Raw genomic sequence first — 17,439 nt, forward strand, 5'->3', positions numbered from 1 at the left:
GGATGGTCCCGGGGGCTTCTTCATTGACGTTTACGTAAACGTCAAACTAGAATCCGGCGGTTCTTTCAGCCCTCCCACTCCCCTCCAGCGCCATGCCCCCTACCGACTTTGTCGTGCGCTCGCGCGACTTCGAGCGCCGTGTGCGCGACAGCTTTGCCCGCCAGGGCGTCATGGGCACGCTGGGCGCCACGCTGCAGCGGGTGGAGCCGGGCGAGGTGGAGATCGCGCTCGACTGGGCGCCCGGCCTCACGCAGCAGCATGGCTTCCTGCATGCCGGCGTGGTGTCCACCGTGCTGGATTCGGCCTGCGGCTATGCCGGCTTCACGCTGATGGAGCCCGAGGCGGCGGTGCTGACCATCGAGTTCAAGGTGAATCTGCTGGCGCCGGCACGCGGTCAGCGTTTCCGCATGGTCGGGCGGGTGCTCAAGCCCGGCCGCACCATCACCGTGACCGAAGGCCAGGCCTTTGCCATCGACCAGGGCCGCGAGAAACTCGTGGCCACCATGAACGCCACGCTCATGGCCATCACCGGCCGTGACGACGTGCAGGGCTGACGCCCCATCCCTTTTTCCTTCGGAGACTGTTCCCATGACCCAGCTGCCCGGCCTCAACTTCATGCTCGGCGACGACATCGACGCACTGCGCGACGCGGTGCGCGACTTTGCCCAGGCCGAGATCGCGCCCCGTGCGGCCGAGATCGACCGCACCGACCAGTTCCCCATGGACCTGTGGCGCAAGATGGGCGAGCTCGGCGTGCTGGGCATCACCGTGCCCGAGCAGTACGGCGGTGCCAACATGGGCTACCTGGCCCACATGATCGCCATGGAAGAGATCAGCCGCGCCTCGGCCTCGGTGGGCCTGAGCTACGGCGCGCACAGCAACCTGTGCGTCAACCAGATCAAGCGCAACGGCACCGACGCGCAGCGCCAGAAGTACCTGCCCAAGCTCATCACCGGCGAGCACGTGGGTGCCCTGGCCATGAGCGAGCCGGGCGCCGGCAGCGACGTCATCAGCATGAAGCTGCGCGCCGACGACAAGGGCGGCTACTACGTGCTCAACGGCAGCAAGATGTGGATCACCAACGGCCCGGATGCCGACACCCTGGTGGTCTATGCCAAGACCGAACCCGAGATGGGCGCCCGTGGCGTGACCGCCTTCCTGATCGAGAAGGGCATGAAGGGCTTCTCGGTGGCACAGAAGCTCGACAAGCTGGGCATGCGCGGCAGCCACACCGGCGAGCTGGTGTTCCAGAACGTCGAGGTGCCGGCCGAGAACATCCTGGGCGGCCTCAACAACGGCGCCAAGGTGCTCATGAGCGGCCTGGACTACGAGCGCGCCGTGCTGGCCGCCGGCCCCATCGGCATCATGCAGGCGGTCATGGACAACGTGATCCCCTACATCCACGACCGCAAGCAGTTCGGCCAGAGCATCGGCGAGTTCCAGCTCATCCAGGGCAAGGTGGCCGACATGTACACCGTGCTGCAGGCCGCGCGCGCCTTCTGCTACCAGATCGGCAAGAACCTCGATGCGCTGGGTGCCGAGCATGTGCGCCAGGTGCGCAAGGACTGCGCCAGCGTCATCCTGTGGTGTGCCGAAGAGGCCACGAAGATGGCCGGCAACGGCGTGCAGATCTTCGGTGGCAACGGCTACATCAACGAGTACCCGCTGGGCCGCCTGTGGCGCGACGCCAAGCTGTACGAGATCGGTGCCGGCACCAGCGAGATCCGCCGCATGCTGATCGGCCGCGAGCTGTTCAACGAGACGATGTGAGTCAGGTCGGACGAAGACCGCTCGACGACAATCGCCGCATGGACACCCACCTTCAAGACCTGTTCGACCACAACCGCGCCTGGGCGGCGCAGATGGTCGCGGAGAAGCCCAACTTCTTCACCGACCTGCTGGCCCAGCAGAGCCCGCGTTACATGTGGATCGGGTGCTCCGACAGCCGCGTGCCCGCCAACCAGATCACTGGCCTGGCCCCGGGCGAGGTGTTCGTGCACCGCAACGTGGCCAACGTGGTGGTGCCGACCGACCTGAACTGCCTCTCGACCATCCAGTACGCGGTGGACATGCTCAAGGTCGAGCACCTGATGGTGGTGGGCCACTACGGCTGCGGTGGCGTGCAGGCCGCGCTGCACGATTCGCGCGTGGGCCTGGCCGACAACTGGCTGCGCCACATCAAGGACGTGCGCGACCGCCACGCCCCGCTGCTGGAGCGCCTGCCCGCCGAGGTACGGCACGACGCCCTGTGCGAGCTCAACGTGATCGAGCAGGTCATGAACGTGGTGCAGACCACGGTGCTGCAGGACGCCTGGACGCGGGGCCAGAAGATCACGCTGCACGGCTGGGTGTACGGCCTGCGCGACGGCCTGCTGCACGACCTGCTGCTCACCGTCAACGGCACCGCCGGGCTGGAGGCCGCCTACCGCGCGGCCGTGGCCGCCGTGGCCAGCCGCCGCGGCCTCTGACCCTCGACAGGAGACCGGCCATGTTCCCGCAGCAACTCGATTCCCGGCTCGCCTACGACATTGCCAAGGCCATGATGGACGGTTTCAACCGCCATTACCGGCTGTTCCGCACCGAGTCGGCCCGGGCCAAGCACCGCTTCGAGACGCGCGACTGGCGCGGCCAGCAGCGCGCCCAGCGCGAACGCATCGAGTTCTACGACCTGCGGGTCATGGAATGCGTGCGCCGGCTGATCAAGGAGTTCGATGCCGGCGACCAGCCCATGGACGTGTGGGAGCAGGTCAAGCTGCACTACATCGGGCTGCTGGTGAACCACCACCAGCCCGAGCTGGCCGAGACCTTCTTCAACTCGGTCACCACCAAGATCCTGCAGCGGGCCTACTTCCAGAACGATTTCATCTTCGTGCGGCCGGCGGTCTCCACCGAGTACATCGAGAACGAGGAACCGACCGCCCGCCCCACCTACCGCTGCTACTACCCCACGGCCGAGACCATGGAAGCCGAGGTGCTGCGGCTGATCCAGGACTTCGGCCTGACGGTGCCCTTCGACGACATCGAGCGCGACGCCCGCCTGGTGCTCACCGCCATGAAGCGGCACTTCGACCATGTGAAGCTGCGCGCCAACTTCCAGTTCCAGGTGCTCTCCGGCCTGTTCTTCCGCAACAAGGGCGCCTACATCGTCGGCAAGATCATCAACGGCTTCCAGGAAGTGCCGTTCGCGCTGCCGGTGCTGCACAACCGCGACGACAAGCTGGTGATCGACGCCGCCCTGTTCGGCGAGGACGACCTGCTGATCCTGTTCAGCTTTGCGCGGGCCTACTTCATGGTCGACATGGAGATCCCCAGCGCCTATGTGCAGTTTTTGCGCAGCATGATGCCGCGCAAGCCGCGCGCCGAGTTCTACAACGCGCTCGGTCTGGCCAAGCAGGGCAAGACGCTGTTCTACCGCGACTTCCTCTTCCACATGCGGCACAGCACCGACAAGTTCCGCATTGCGCCCGGCATCAAGGGCATGGTGATGCTGGTGTTCGACCTGCCGAGCTTTCCGTTCGTGTTCAAGGTCATCAAGGACTACTACCCGCCGCAGAAGGACACCACGCGCGAGCAGATCCGCGACAAGTACCTGCTGGTCAAGCAGCACGACCGCGTGGGCCGCATGGCCGACACGCTGGAGTTCTCCGAGGTGGGTTTCCCGCGCGACCGCTTCACCGACGAGCTGATCGCCGAGATCCAGAAGTTCGCGCCCAGCCAGATCGAGATCTCCGACCGCGACGGCGACGGCACCATCGAGGTCATCCTCAAGCACGTCTACATCGAGCGGCGCATGATCCCGCTCAACATCTACCTGCAGGAAGCCTTCGATGCGCTGCAGGCCAACCCGGACGACACCCACGCCCGCAGCCAGCTGGAGCGCGCCGTGCTGGAGTACGGCAACGCCATCAAGGACCTGGTGGCGGCCAACATCTTCCCCGGTGACATGCTGTGGAAGAACTTCGGCATCACCCGCCACGGCAAGGTGGTGTTCTACGACTACGACGAGATCGAGTACATCACCGACTGCAACTTCCGCCGCGTGCCCGCGCCCCGCAACGAGGACGACGAGATGTCCGGCGAGGTCTGGTATTCGGTTGCGAAGAACGATGTCTTCCCCGAGACCTTCGGACCCTTCCTGCTGGGCAACCCGGCCGTGCGCGAGGTGTTCATGCGGCACCACGGCGACCTGCTGGACGTGACCTTCTGGCAGTCGCACAAGGAACGCATCCAGGCGGGCCATGTGCACGACGTCTTTCCCTACGAGCGCGACCGCAGATTGCGCGCGCTCTGATCCCTTCAACTGTTTCGCAAGGAGTTCTTCATGTCCGATCCCGTCGTCATCCTCGGTGCCGCCCGCACGCCCATGGGCGCTTTCCAGGGCGATTTCAGCCCGCTGGCCGCGCACGACCTGGGCGGTGCCGCCATCAAGGCCGCGGTGGAGCGCGCCGGTGTGGCGCCGGCCGAGGTGAACGAAGTGCTGTTCGGCAACTGCCTGATGGCGGGCCAGGGCCAGGCACCGGCACGCCAGGCCGCGCTCAAGGGCGGTCTGCCGCTGTCGGCCGGTGCGGTCACGCTGTCCAAGATGTGCGGCTCGGGCATGAAGGCCGCCATGCTGGCCCACGACATGCTCATGGCCGGCAGCGCCCGCGTGATGGTGGCCGGTGGCATGGAGAGCATGACCAACGCCCCCTACCTCATGCTCAAGGGCCGTGGCGGCTACCGCATGGGCCACGACCGCATCTTCGACCACATGATGCTCGACGGCCTGGAAGACGCCTACGAACCCGGCCGCAGCATGGGCACCTTCGGTGAAGACTGCGCCGCCAAATACCAGTTCACCCGCGAGCAGCAGGACGCGTTCGCCATCGCCTCGGTGCAGCGCGCCAAGGCCGCCACCGAGAGCGGTGCCTTCGCGGCCGAGATCACCCCGGTCACCGTGAAGGACCGCAGCGGCGAGCGCGTGGTGTCCATCGACGAAGGCCCGGGCAAGGTCAAGCTCGACAAGATTCCGGCGCTCAAGCCCGCCTTCAAGAAGGACGGCACCATCACCGCCGCCAGCAGCTCGTCCATCAACGACGGCGCCGCTGCCCTGGTGCTGGCCCGCGCCTCCACCGCGCAGGCGCTGGGTGCCAAGCCGCTGGCCCGCATCGTCGGCCACGCCACCCACGCGCAGGAGCCGAACTGGTTCACCACCGCCCCGGTGTTCGCCACCCAGAAGCTGCTGCAGGCCACCGGCTGGTCGGTGGCCGACGTGGACCTGTGGGAAGTGAACGAGGCCTTTGCCGTGGTGCCCATGGCCCTCATGGCCGACCTCAAGGTGCCGCACGAGCGCGTCAACGTGAACGGCGGCGCCTGTGCCCTGGGCCACCCCATCGGCGCCAGCGGTGCGCGCATCCTGGTCACGCTGATCCATGCCCTGCAGGCCCGTGGCGGCCAGCGCGGCGTGGCCACGCTGTGCATCGGCGGCGGCGAAGCCACCGCCATGGCCATCGAACTGCTCTGAACCGGACCCGCGCCATGCTGCTGACCGACGACCAGATCATGATCCGCGACGCGGTGCGCGCCTTTGCCCAGGAGCAGCTGTGGCCGAACGCCGCGAAGTGGGATCGTGAGCACCACTTTCCGGTGGAAGCCCACCGCGGCCTGGCCGAGCTGGGGGCGTATGGCATCTGCGTGCCCGAAGAGCTGGGCGGCGCCGGCCTGAACTACGTCACCCTGGCCGTGGTGCTGGAAGAGATCGCGGCCGGCGACGGCGGCACCAGCACCGCCATCAGCGTGACCAACTGCCCGGTCAATGCCATCCTCATGCGCTACGGCAATGCGCAGCAGCAGGAACAGTGGCTGCGCCCGCTGGCCCAGGGCCGGCTGCTCGGCGCCTTCTGCCTGACCGAGCCGCATGTGGGCTCCGACGCCTCGGCCCTGCGCACCACCGCCACCCGCGACGGCGACAGCTATGTCATCAACGGGGTGAAGCAGTTCATCACCAGCGGCCGGCATGGGCAGGTGGCCATCGTGATCGCGGTCACCGACAAGGCCGCCGGCAAGCGCGGCATGAGCGCCTTCATCGTGCCCACCGACACCCCCGGCTACCAGGTGGCCCGGCTGGAAGAGAAGGTGGGCCAGCACAGCAGCGACACGGCGCAGATCAACTTCGAGAACTGCCGCATCCCGGCCGAGAACCGGATCGGTGCCGAGGGCGAGGGCTACAAGATCGCGCTCTCGGCCCTGGAAGGCGGGCGCATCGGCATTGCGGCCCAGAGCATCGGCATGGCGCGCAGCGCCTTCGAGTGCGCCGTGACCTACGCCAAGCAGCGCGAGAGCTTCGGCCAGCCCATCTTCAACCACCAGGCGGTGGGTTTCCGGCTGGCCGAGATGGCCACGCAGATCGAGGCGGCGCGCTCGCTCACCCTGCACGCCGCCGCCCTGCGCGACGCCGGCCAGCCCTGCCTGAAGGAGGCCGCCATGGCCAAGCTGTTCGCCAGCGAGATGGCCGAGCGCGTGTGCAGCGATGCCATCCAGGTGCACGGCGGCTATGGGTATGTGAGCGACTTCCCGGTCGAGCGCATCTGGCGCGACGTGCGGGTCTGCCAGATCTACGAAGGCACCTCGGACGTGCAGAAGATCCTGATCCAGCGCGCCCTGGCCTGAGGGCCTGCCGCCCGGGCGGCAGGTACCATCTCGACCCATGAACATCATCATCCTCGGGGCCGGTCGCGTGGGCGAGAGCGTGGCCGAGAGCCTGGTGTCGGAGCAGAACGACATCACCATGGTCGACATGGACGCCGCCCGGCTGCGTCTGCTGGAAGACCGGCTGGACCTGCGCGGCGTGGTGGGCAACGGCATACAGCCCTCGGTGCTGAAGGAGGCCGGTGCCAAGGACGCCGACATGGTGATCGCCTGCGCCGCCAACGACGACACCAACCTGGTGGTCTGCAAGGTGGCACACGATGTGTTCAACATCCCCAGCACGATCGCCCGCCTGCGTTCGCCGGAGTTCGTCGAGGGCGACACCCTGCTGGGCAAGACCGGTTTTGCGGTCGACCATGTGATCTGCCCCGAAGCCTCGGTCACGCGCTACATCCACCAGCTCATCAGCTACCCCGAGGCCCTGCAGGTGCTGGAGTTCGCCGAGGGCCGGGCCAGCCTGATCGTGGTGCGGGCGGCCCATGGCGGCGCGCTGGTGGGCCACACCATCGGCGAGTTCCGCCAGCGTTTTCCCCAGTGCGAGATGCGTGTGGTGGCGCTCTACCGGCTCGACACCGAGATGGAGGCCCGGCCGGACACCCGCATCCTGGCCGGCGACGAGGTCTTCGTGCTGGCCGACACCCAGAAGATCCGCTACGTGCTGGGCGCCATCCACCACATCGACAAGCCGGTGCAGCGGGTCATGATCGCCGGCGGCGGCAAGGTCGGCCTGCGGCTGGCCCGCAGCCTGGCCGGGCAGTGCGAGGTGAAGATCATCGAACGCGACAAGCGCCGCTGCGAATACCTGGCCAGCCAGCTGCCGTCGAGCATGCTCATCCTGAACGGGGACGGGGCCGACGAAGACCTGCTGCTGGACGAGAACGTGGGCGAGATGGACATGTTCCTCGCGCTCACCAGCGACGACGAGGACAACATCATGTCGTCCATGCTGGCCAAGCGGCTGGGGGCCAACCGGGTGATGGCGCTGATCAACCGCCGCGCCTACGCCGACATGATGCAGGGCAGCACCATCGACATCGCCATCTCGCCGTCGCAGACCGTCATCGGCGAGCTGCTGACCCACCTGCGTCGCGGCGACGTGGCGGCGGTGCACAGCCTGCGCCGGGGTGCGGCCGAGGCCCTGGAAGGCATCGCCCGGGGCGACGCCAAGACCAGCAAGCTGGTGGGTCGCCGGGTGGAAGAGATCAAGCTGCCGCAGGGCACCCGCATCGGCGCCATCGTGCGCGGCGAGGGCCGCAAGTCGGAAGTGCTGATGCCGCACCACGACACGGTCATCGAAGCCGATGACCACATCATCATCTTCATCCCCAACAAGCGGCAGGTGCGCGAGGTGGAGAAGCTGTTCCAGGTGAGCGCCACCTTCTTCGGCTGATTCCATGTACAGCCTGCTGCCGGTCCTCTCGGTCTTCTCGCGCATCCTGCTGGCCTTTGCACCGGCCTGGCTGGTGCCGCTGGGCTGGGCCTGGTTCCTCGATGCACACCACCATGTGGCGGTGTGGGCGGGCGGCCTGGCGCTCAACCTGCTGTGCGGCCTGCTGCTGTGGCGCTGGACCCGGCGCTACCGCCGCGAGCTGCAGGCCCGCGACGGTTTCCTGCTGGTCAATCTGGTGTGGGTGGTGCTGCCGGCCTTTGCGGCCTTGCCGCTGATGTTCACCGTGCCCGACATCGACTGGGCGCGGGCCTACTTCGAGGCCATGAGCGCGCTCACCGCCACCGGGGCCACGGCGCTCTCGGGGCTGGACGACCTGCCGGTGTCGGTGAACATCTGGCGCTGCTTCCTGCAGCTGGTGGGTGGTCTGGGCATCATGCTGCTGGTGGTGGCCATCCTGCCGCTGCTGGGCCTGGGCGGCGTGCAGCTCTACAAGGCCGAGACGCCCGGCCCCATGAAGGACACCAAGTTCACCCCGCGCATTGCCGAGACCGCGCGCGGCCTGTGGGGCGTGTACGTGCTGTTCTCGGTGCTGTGCATGCTGGCCTACCGCTGGGCCGGCATGGGCTGGGCCGATGCCTTCATGCACATGTGCACCACCATGGGCCTGGGCGGGTTCTCGTCGCACGACGCCAGCTTCGGCCACTTCAACTCGCCGCAGATCGAGCTGGTGGCCACCGTCTTCATGGCGCTGGCCGGCATCAGCTTCGTGCGCTACTTCGTGGTGCTGCGCACCCGCTCGCTGCGGGTCATCACGGCCGACCGCGAGATCCGCACCTACCTCGCAGTGCTGGCGGTCTCGGTGCTGGTGGTGGGCGTGCTGCTGGCGGCGCACGGCGTGGTCGACAGCGTGCCCGAGGCCCTGCGCACCAGTGCCTTCCATGTGGTCTCGCTGGCCACCACCACCGGCTATGCCTCCACCGACTACGCGCAGTGGCCGGTGTTCGCGCCGGTGTTCATGATGTTCCTGGGCTGTTTCGCCTCGTGCGCCGGCTCCACCGGCGGCGGCATCAAGATGGTCCGCATGGTGCTGCTGATCAAGCAGGCCCGGCGCGAGCTGGTGCGCATCATCCACCCGCGTGTGGTCAACCCGGTGACGCTGGGCGGGGCCGTGATGCCCATGCCGGTCATGACCTCGGTGCTGGGCTTCATGCTGATCTACGGTGCCACCACCATGGGCCTGACCATGCTGCTGCTGTTCACCGGGCTGGACATCGTCACCGCGTTCTCGGCGGTGGTGGCCACGGTCAACAACATCGGCCCCGGCCTGGGGCTGGTGGGGCCGTCGAGCAACTTCGGCGTGCTCAACGATTTCCAGATCTGGGTGCTGACCTTCGCCATGCTGCTGGGCCGGCTGGAGCTGCTGACCGTGCTGGTGCTGTTCACAGGACATTTCTGGCGGCGTTGACGTTCGATGGCGAAGCCGCAAGCCTCCGCTGAAGCCTGCCCCTGCGGCCGTGCCGCCTGGGCCGATTGCTGCGGCCGCTACATCGGCACCGGCGTGCCGGCACCCGATGCCGAATCGCTCATGCGCTCGCGCTACAGCGCCTTCGTGCGCGGCCATGCCGAGCACCTGCGCGCCACCTGGCACCCCGACCACTGCCCGGCCGACCTCACGCCCGACCCCGCCGTGCGCTGGCTGGGTCTGGAGGTGCGTGGCCACCGCGTCACCGGACCTGATGCGGCCGAGGTCGAGTTCGTCGCCCGTTCGCGCATCCAGGGCCGCGGCCAGCGCCTGCACGAGCGCAGCCGCTTCGTGCGGCAGGACGGCCGCTGGCTGTATGTGGATGGCGACATCCTGAATTGAGGAACCTGACCATGTTCGACGCGGTGCTGTTCGACTGCGATGGCGTGCTGGTGGACAGCGAGCCCATCACCAACGGCGTGCTGCGCGAGATGCTCAATGAAGCGGGCTGGGCGCTGGACCCGGCCGAGTGCGAACGCATCTTCATCGGCAAGGCGGTGCGCGACGAACGTGCCCGCATCGAGCGCGAGACCGGCCGCCCGCTCACCGAGGACTGGATGCGCGCCTTCTACGAACGCCGCAACCAGCGCCTGCAGGCCGAACTGCAGGTGATACCCGGTGCGCTGGAGGCGGTGGCCCACCTGCATGGGCGTGTGGATGGCCGCATTGCCTGCGCCTCCGGTGCCGACAAGGCCAAGGTGGTGATGCAGCTGCAGCAGGTCGGCATGGCGCCGTACTTTGGCGAACGCATCTTCAGCGGCCACGACCTGCCGCGTTCCAAGCCCGCGCCCGATGTGTACCTGGCCGCGGCCGCCCACCTGGGCGTGGACCCGCGCCGCTGTCTGGTGATCGAGGACACCGGCACCGGCGCGCAGGCCGGTCTGGCGGCCGGCGCCACGGTGTGGGGTTACTGCCCGCATGGCCATGGCCGGGCCTTCGAGGGGCTGCCGGTGCACCGGGTGTTCCACCGCATGGACCACCTGCTGGCGTTCTGGCCGGTGGCCTGAAATATCGAGGTCGGGCGTCGGCTTCAGGCGTCGGGTGCCTCGGCCGGGCGCCGCCATTCCGAGGGGCTCTGCCCGGTCCAGGCGCGGAAGGCCCGGGCAAAGCTCTTCTCGTTGCGGAACCCGGCTGCTTCGGCCACCTGCTTGATCGGGCGCCCGGTGCGCAGCAGCAGCTCGCTGGCGCGTTGCAGCCGCACCTCGTCCTTGAGGGCCTGCAGTGAGGCGCCCTCGGACTGCAGCTGCCGGTGCAGGCTTCGCACCGAGGTGTGCAGCAGCGTGGCGAGACCCTCGGCGCTGTGGGTGTCGGCCGGGTGTTCGGCCAGCGCCTGGCGCACCCGCTGCACCAGCAGGCGGTCGCGCCGGAACGAGCGCACGGTGAGCGGCAGCGCGCGCTGCAGCAGCTGGTTCATGGCGGCCTCATTGCGCCGCATGGGCAGGTCGAGGTACTGGGCGTCAAACACCAGCGCACACAGCGGCGCCCCGAAGTGCGCCGGGGCATCGAACAGCGCGGCATAGGCGGCCACATGCGGTGGCGCGGCATAGGGAAAGTGCGCCTCGCGCAGCGCAATGCGTGAATCGGCGTACCAGCTGGCCAGCCCGTGGATGTTGCGCAGCACCGAGACCACGCACAGCTCGTCCATGGGGCCCGGCGGGCGGTGCAGCATGAGCGTGATGCGGGCCGTGTAGTCGAGTCGCTCGACCGCGAGAGTGGCGTCGGGTGCGATCAGGCCGTGGTGCCGGCACCAGCGCTTGAGCGCCAGCCCCAGCGTGGGCGCCGACAGCGAAGCACGCGCCAGCATGCCGTAGCTGCCCCAGGGCAGGGGCCGGGCGAAGCAGCCCAGCGCCTCGTCGTCGAGCTCGCGCATGGCGGCTTCCGACACCCGCTCCATCTGGGCCGCGGTGATGCGCGCCGAGGGGTCGTCAAGCCGGGCCGGGTCGATCAGGGCGGATGCCAGTGCGGCGGCAGGATCCATGCCGCGCTGCCGGTAGGCCAGCGTCATGGCCCGTACCAGCGAGATGGGCGTCAGCGCAGGACCGCGCAGCAGCGGATCGGGGGTCTCGGTCATGGTGTCGAGTGTGCTCAAGCCTGGCACGATATGCAACCTGTCTGGCAGGCCGGCCGTGTGCGGGGTGGCTATCCTCCACAATTCCGCACCCCGCATCCAGAGCGTCCGCCATGCCGATCCTGACCTCCCAGCTCAACCCCCGTTCTGCCGACTTTCAGGCCAATGCGCAGGCCATGCGCGCCGCCGTGGAGGACCTGCGCCGCCAGATCGACGCCGCCGCCCTCGGCGGTGGCGAAGTGGCCCGGGCCCGCCACACCGGGCGCGGCAAGCTGCTGCCGCGCGACCGGGTGCAGCTGCTGCTCGACCCCGGCACGCCCTTCCTCGAGCTGTCGCCGCTGGCGGCGCACGGCATGTACAACGGCGATGCGCCCTGCGCCGGCGTGATTGCCGGCATCGGCCGGGTCAGCGGGGTGGACTGCATGGTGGTCTGCAACGACGCCACGGTGAAGGGCGGCACCTACTACCCCATGACGGTGAAGAAGCACCTGCGGGCCCAGGAAGTGGCGCAGCAGAACCACCTGCCCTGCATCTACCTGGTGGACTCGGGCGGTGCCAACCTGCCCAACCAGGACGAGGTGTTTCCGGACCGCGACCACTTCGGCCGCATCTTCTACAACCAGGCCAACATGAGCGCGCAGGGCATCGCGCAGATCGCGGTGGTCATGGGCTCGTGCACCGCCGGCGGCGCCTATGTGCCCGCCATGAGCGACGAGACCATCATCGTGAAAAACCAGGGCACCATCTTCCTGGGCGGCCCGCCGCTGGTGAAGGCCGCCACCGGCGAGGTGGTGACCGCCGAAGACCTGGGCGGCGGCGATGTGCACACCCGCCTCTCCGGCGTGGCCGACCACCTGGCCCAGGACGATGCCCACGCCATTGCGCTGGCGCGCCAGATCGTCGCGTCCCTCAACCACCGCAAGGAAGTCACCGCTGCGCTGCGTGAACCGCGCGCGCCGCTGTTCGACGCCGAGGAGCTGTACGGCGTGATCCCGGTGGACACGCGCAAGCCCTTCGATGTGCGCGAGATCATTGCCCGCCTGGTCGACGGGTCGGAGTTCCATGAATTCAAGCCGCGCTTCGGCGCCACGCTGGTGTGCGGCTTTGCCTACATCGAGGGCATGCCGATCGGCATCGTGGCCAACAACGGCGTGCTGTTCTCCGAGAGCGCGCAGAAGGGCGCGCACTTCATCGAGCTGTGCTGCCAGCGCAAGGTGCCGCTGCTGTTCCTGCAGAACATCACCGGCTTCATGGTGGGCCGCAAGGTGGAGAACGAAGGCATCGCCCGCCACGGCGCCAAGATGGTCACCGCCGTGGCCACCGCCCAGGTGCCCAAGTTCACCGTGATCATCGGCGGCAGCTACGGCGCCGGCAACTACGGCATGTGCGGCCGCGCCTACAGCCCGCGCTTCTTGTGGATGTGGCCCAACGCCCGCATCAGCGTCATGGGCGGCGAGCAGGCGGCCAGCGTGCTGGCCACGGTCAAGCGCGACGGCATCGAGGCCAAGGGCGGCACCTGGAGCGCCGAGGAAGAGGCGGCCTTCAAGCAGCCGCTGCTCGACCAGTTCGCCCACCAGTCGCACCCCTACTACGCCAGCGCCCGCCTGTGGGACGACGGCGTGATCGACCCGGCCGACACCCGACGGGTGCTGGCCCTGGCCCTGTCGGCGGCCAGCAACGCCCCGATCGGCGAGCCGAAATTCGGCGTCTTCCGCATGTGAGGCAAACCATGTCCACCGTCATCGAACTCACCCGCCCCCGCCCGCACGTAGCCCATGTCTGGCTCAACCGGCCGGACGTGCGCAACGCCTTCAACGACGAGGTCATCACCACCCTGTCCGACACCTTTGCCGCGCTCGCGCGCGACCCCGACCTGCGGGTGGTGGTGCTGGGCGCGCACGGCAAGGCCTTCTGCGCCGGCGCCGACCTGAACTGGATGAAGACCATGGCCGGCTTCAACTGGGACCAGAACCGCGCCGACGCCCAGCGCCTGGCCGACATGCTGAAACTGCTGGACGACTGCCCGGTGCCGGTGGTGGGCCGCATCCAGGGCGACTGTTATGCCGGCGGCATGGGCCTGGCCGCCATCTGCGATGTGGTGGTGGCCACGCGCGGCGTCACCTTCTGCCTGTCGGAGGCGCGGCTGGGCCTGCTGCCGGCCACCATCAGCCCGTACGTGATCCGCGCCCTGGGCGCCCAGGCTTCACGCCGCTACATGACCACCGCCGAACGCTTCAGCGCCGAGCGTGCCCACGCCCTGGGCATGGTGCACGAGCTGGTCGAGCCCGAGGCGCTGGATTCGACTGTGGCCGGCATCGTGGACGCGCTGGTGGCCAACGGCCCGCAGGCGGTGCGCGCCTGCAAGCAGCTGGTGCGCGACGTGGCCGGTGCGCCGCTGGACGACGCGCTGCGCGCCGAGACGGCGCGGCGCATCGCCGACATCCGCGCCAGCGAGGAGGGCCGCGAGGGCGTGCAGTCCTTCCTGGGCAAACGCAGCCCGAACTGGATCACCCCGGCATGAATGCCGCCAGCGATCTGTCGCCCAACGCGCAGTGGCAGCAGCGCAGCCTGGCCAGCGTGTGGCACCCCTGCACCCAGATGGCGCGGGCGGTGCGCACGCCGCCGCTGGCCATTGCGCGCGGGCAGGGCGCCTGGCTGCACGACCACGAAGGCCGGCGCTACTTCGACGCCATCAGCTCCTGGTGGGTCAACCTGTTCGGCCATGCCGACCCCGCCATCAATGCCGCCATCACCGCACAGCTGGGCACCCTGCCGCATGTGATGCTGGCGGGTTGCACCCACGAGCCGGCGGTGGTTCTCGCCGAGCGCCTGTCGGCGCGCACCGGCGGTGCGCTGGGCCACTGCTCCTTCGGCAGCGACGGCGCGAGTGCGGTCGAGATCGCGCTCAAGCAGAGCTTTCACAGCTGGCGCAACCGGGGCCGCGCCGACAAGCGCCACTTCGTGTGCCTGCGCCACAGCTACCACGGCGAGACCATCGGCGCGCTGGCCGTGACCGACGTGGCCGTGTTCCGCGATGCCTACGACCCGCTGCTCATGCGCGCCCACACGGTGGACGCGCCCGACAGCCGCCTGAACAACGAGGCCGCCGCCCTGCAGGCCATCGAGGACTGCCTGGCCGCCCATGCCGACAGCGTGGCGGCGGTCATCGTGGAGCCGCTGGTGCAGGGTGCCGCCGGCATGGTCATGCACTCGCCCGACTACCTGCGTGCGCTGCGCGCTTTGTGCCGGCGCCACCATGTGCACCTGATCGCCGACGAGATCGCGGTGGGTTGCGGCCGCACCGGGCGCTTTTTTGCGTGGCAGCACACCGAGCCCGCCAGCGCCGCCGACTGGCCCGACTTCATCCTGCTGTCCAAGGGCATCACCGGCGGCACCCTGCCGCTCTCGCTGGTGCTCACCACCGACGACGTCTTCCAGGCCTTCTGGTCCGAGGACACCACGCGCGGTTTCCTGCATTCGCATTCCTACACCGGCAACCCGGCGGCCTGCGCGGCGGCCCTGGCCGTGCTGGACCGCTTCGACGCCGGCCAGGAAGCGCAGAACGCGCTGCAGGCGCAGTGGCTGGCCGAGGCCTTTGCCCCGCTGGGCCAGGACGACCGGGTGCGCCACCTGCGCCAGCGCGGCACCATCCTGGCCTTTGACGTGCCGGGTGCCGCCGACGGTTTTGCCGAACGCTTCCACCTGGCCGCCCGCGCGCACGAACTGCTGATCCGCCCCATCGGTCGCAGCGTGTACCTCATGCCGCCTTATCTGATCGACCCGCCCACCGCCGCCTGGCTGGCCGAGGCCGTCACCCGGACCCTGAACGATGTGGTTTGACCATTTCCGCGCCACCCGCGAACAGCTGGCCGCGCAAGACCTGTTGCGGCAGCTGCGTGTGGCCCATGGCGGCACCGCACCGCGCCAGCCGGTGGCCAGCGCCGGCGGTGCCGTGCGCGAACTGCTCATGTTCTGCAGCAACGATTACCTGGGCCTGGCCGCCCACCCGGCGCTGGCCGAGGCGCTGTGCGAGGGCGTACGCCGCTGGGGTGGCGGCTCGGGCGCCTCGCCGCTGGTGAGCGGCCACAGCCAGGCGCACGAGGCGGTGGCGCAGTGGCTGGGCGGTGCCTATGCGCCGCACATCCCGCAGGCCCGCGCGCTGGGCTTCTGCACCGGCTACATGGCCAACCTGGGCGTGGTCACCGCACTGGGCGAGGCCGGCGTGGAGCTGTTCTGCGATGCGCTCAACCACGCCTCGCTCATCGATGGTGCGCGGCTGGCCCGCGCGCAGGTCACGGTCTGGCCGCATGGCGATGTGGCCGCGCTCGAAGCCCGGCTGCGGGCCAGCAGCGCGCCGCGCAAGCTCATCGTCACCGACGGCGTGTTCAGCATGGACGGCGACATCGCGCCGCTGCCCGCGCTGCTGGCACTGGCCGAGGCCTTCGATGCACTGCTGCTGGTGGACGATGCCCACGGCCTGGGCGTGCTGGGGCAGCAGGGCCTGGGTTGCATCGAACATTTCGGGCTGAGCAGCCCGCGGCTGGTGCTGGTGGGCACGCTGGGCAAGTCGGCCGGGCTGGCCGGCGCCTTCGTGGTGGCCCACCAGGCCGTCACCGACCACCTGCTGCAGAAGGCCCGCAACTACATCTTCTCGACCGCCTCGCCGCCGGCCATCGAGCACGCGCTGCTCACCGCGCTGGCCCTGCTGGCCGGACCGGAAGGCCAGCACCGCCGGCATGCCCTTGCAGCGCGCTGCCGCCAACTGCGCGAAGGCCTCACCGAGCTGCTGCAAAAGCACCCCGAACTGCCCTGGCGCCTGACCGACAGCACCACCCCCATCCAGCCCCTGATCGTGGGCAGCAATGCCGAGGCCATGCGCCTGGCCGCGCGGCTGGAGCAGGCAGGCATCCGTGTGCCGGGCATCCGCCCGCCCACCGTGCCGGCCGGCACCGCCCGCCTGCGCATCACCCTGTGCGCCAGCCACACCGAGGCCGATGTGGAGCAGCTGCTGCAGGTGCTGCGCGATGCAGCCAGCGAGGCACAGATGGCAGAGCCCGAAGGAGCGGATGCATGAGCCCTTCGCCCATTGCGCTGCTGCGCGGCTGCTTCGTCACCGGCACCGACACCGAGATCGGCAAGACCTGTGTGAGCGGTGGTCTGGTGCACGCCTTTCGCCGTCAGGGCCTGCGGGCGGCGGCCATCAAGCCGCTGGCGGCCGGCCAGCAGCAGGACGCCGAGGGCCGCTGGTTCAACGACGATGTGCGCCACCTGCACGGCGCGCAGGACCTGGGCCTGAGCGAGGCCGAGGTCGGCCCCTTCCAGTGGCGCACCGCATGTGCCCCGCACATTGCGGCGGCCATCGAGGGCCGACCCATCGACCCGGCAGCGGTGCGCGCCGCCATCCACCGCCTGGCCGCGCGCACCGAGGCCCTGGTGGTCGAGGGCGTGGGCGGTTTCCGTGTGCCGCTGGTGCCGGGCTGGGACACGGCCGATCTGGCGGTCGACCTGGCCCTGCCGGTGGTGCTGGTGGTGGGGCTGCGGCTGGGCTGCATCAACCATGCGCTGCTGACGGCCGAGGCCATCCGCGCCCGGGGCCTGCACCTGGCCGGCTGGGTCGGCAACACGCTGGATCCGGCCATGCCGCACCTGAGCGAGAACCTCGACGCCCTGCGCCAGGGTTTGCCCGCGCCCTGCTGGGGCGTGGTGCCGCGCCTGGCCGATCCCACCCCGGCGGCCGTGGCCGCCCACCTGAACCCGATGCCGGAGACCTGA

16 protein-coding genes are annotated in these 17,439 nt (G+C 69.1%); 15 read left to right on the forward strand and 1 reads right to left on the reverse strand.

The genetic code is table 11. The features are described from left to right. Positions 1-92 precede the first annotated feature (92 nt). From WD026_RS15450 to WD026_RS15495, 10 genes are read left to right on the forward strand one after another with little or no spacing between them, the layout of a single operon-like run. Positions 93-554, forward strand: coding sequence for a PaaI family thioesterase (locus WD026_RS15450; protein WP_425724543.1), 462 nt, complete (start codon positions 93-95; stop codon positions 552-554). 34 nt (positions 555-588) lie between these two features. Next, a complete protein-coding gene (locus WD026_RS15455; RefSeq protein WP_425724544.1) occupies positions 589-1,770 on the forward strand; it encodes an isovaleryl-CoA dehydrogenase in 1,182 nt (393 codons plus the stop codon). 38 nt (positions 1,771-1,808) lie between these two features. Beyond that, complete coding sequence (gene can, locus WD026_RS15460; RefSeq protein WP_425724545.1) at positions 1,809-2,468, forward strand: carbonate dehydratase; 660 nt, start codon at positions 1,809-1,811, stop codon at positions 2,466-2,468. 20 nt (positions 2,469-2,488) lie between these two features. Then, positions 2,489-4,291, forward strand: coding sequence for a bifunctional isocitrate dehydrogenase kinase/phosphatase (gene aceK, locus WD026_RS15465; RefSeq protein ID WP_425724546.1), 1,803 nt, complete (start codon positions 2,489-2,491; stop codon positions 4,289-4,291). 30 nt (positions 4,292-4,321) lie between these two features. Then, positions 4,322-5,503, forward strand: coding sequence for an acetyl-CoA C-acyltransferase (locus tag WD026_RS15470; protein WP_425724547.1), 1,182 nt, complete (start codon positions 4,322-4,324; stop codon positions 5,501-5,503). Positions 5,504-5,517: 14 nt separating this feature from the next. Next, entirely contained in the window at positions 5,518-6,648 is a 1,131-nt protein-coding gene (locus WD026_RS15475) for an acyl-CoA dehydrogenase family protein (RefSeq protein WP_425724548.1), read from the forward strand. 37 nt (positions 6,649-6,685) lie between these two features. Continuing rightward, positions 6,686-8,077: a Trk system potassium transporter TrkA gene (trkA, locus tag WD026_RS15480; RefSeq protein ID WP_425724549.1), complete on the forward strand. Its 1,392-nt coding sequence runs from the start codon at positions 6,686-6,688 to the stop codon at positions 8,075-8,077. Positions 8,078-8,081: 4 nt separating this feature from the next. Then, positions 8,082-9,542 (forward strand): TrkH family potassium uptake protein, encoded by a 1,461-nt coding sequence (locus WD026_RS15485; RefSeq protein ID WP_425724550.1) that lies wholly within the window; start codon positions 8,082-8,084, stop codon positions 9,540-9,542. A 6-nt stretch (positions 9,543-9,548) separates the two neighbouring features. Then, on the forward strand, positions 9,549-9,941 hold the full coding sequence (locus tag WD026_RS15490; RefSeq protein ID WP_425724551.1) for a YchJ family protein: 393 nt from the start codon (positions 9,549-9,551) through the stop codon (positions 9,939-9,941). A gap of 11 nt (positions 9,942-9,952) precedes the next feature. Continuing rightward, on the forward strand, positions 9,953-10,606 hold the full coding sequence (locus tag WD026_RS15495; protein ID WP_425724552.1) for an HAD family hydrolase: 654 nt from the start codon (positions 9,953-9,955) through the stop codon (positions 10,604-10,606). Positions 10,607-10,629: 23 nt separating this feature from the next. On the opposite strand, the gene WD026_RS15500 is transcribed toward WD026_RS15495, so the two are convergent. After that, entirely contained in the window at positions 10,630-11,670 is a 1,041-nt protein-coding gene (locus WD026_RS15500) for an AraC family transcriptional regulator (protein ID WP_425724553.1), read from the reverse strand. Between the two features lie 110 nt (positions 11,671-11,780). Between WD026_RS15500 and WD026_RS15505 the strand changes: the two genes are divergently transcribed. Genes WD026_RS15505 through bioD form a run of 5 tightly spaced genes read left to right on the forward strand, consistent with a single transcriptional unit; the run spans position 11,781 to position 17,439 of the window. Beyond that, positions 11,781-13,388: a carboxyl transferase domain-containing protein gene (locus tag WD026_RS15505; protein WP_425724554.1), complete on the forward strand. Its 1,608-nt coding sequence runs from the start codon at positions 11,781-11,783 to the stop codon at positions 13,386-13,388. Between the two features lie 8 nt (positions 13,389-13,396). After that, complete coding sequence (locus WD026_RS15510; RefSeq protein WP_425724555.1) at positions 13,397-14,188, forward strand: enoyl-CoA hydratase/isomerase family protein; 792 nt, start codon at positions 13,397-13,399, stop codon at positions 14,186-14,188. Further along, entirely contained in the window at positions 14,185-15,507 is a 1,323-nt protein-coding gene (gene bioA / locus WD026_RS15515) for an adenosylmethionine--8-amino-7-oxononanoate transaminase (RefSeq protein ID WP_425724556.1), read from the forward strand. Before WD026_RS15510 ends, bioA begins: the two co-directional genes overlap by 4 nt. Then, positions 15,497-16,741: an 8-amino-7-oxononanoate synthase gene (locus WD026_RS15520; RefSeq protein ID WP_425724557.1), complete on the forward strand. Its 1,245-nt coding sequence runs from the start codon at positions 15,497-15,499 to the stop codon at positions 16,739-16,741. The genes bioA and WD026_RS15520 overlap by 11 nt, the downstream gene beginning before the upstream one ends. Then, complete coding sequence (bioD, locus tag WD026_RS15525; RefSeq protein WP_425724558.1) at positions 16,738-17,439, forward strand: dethiobiotin synthase; 702 nt, start codon at positions 16,738-16,740, stop codon at positions 17,437-17,439. The genes WD026_RS15520 and bioD overlap by 4 nt, the downstream gene beginning before the upstream one ends.

This window comes from Hydrogenophaga sp. R2 (assembly GCF_049843595.1).
In the GTDB taxonomy this organism is placed as follows: domain Bacteria; phylum Pseudomonadota; class Gammaproteobacteria; order Burkholderiales; family Burkholderiaceae_C; genus Hydrogenophaga.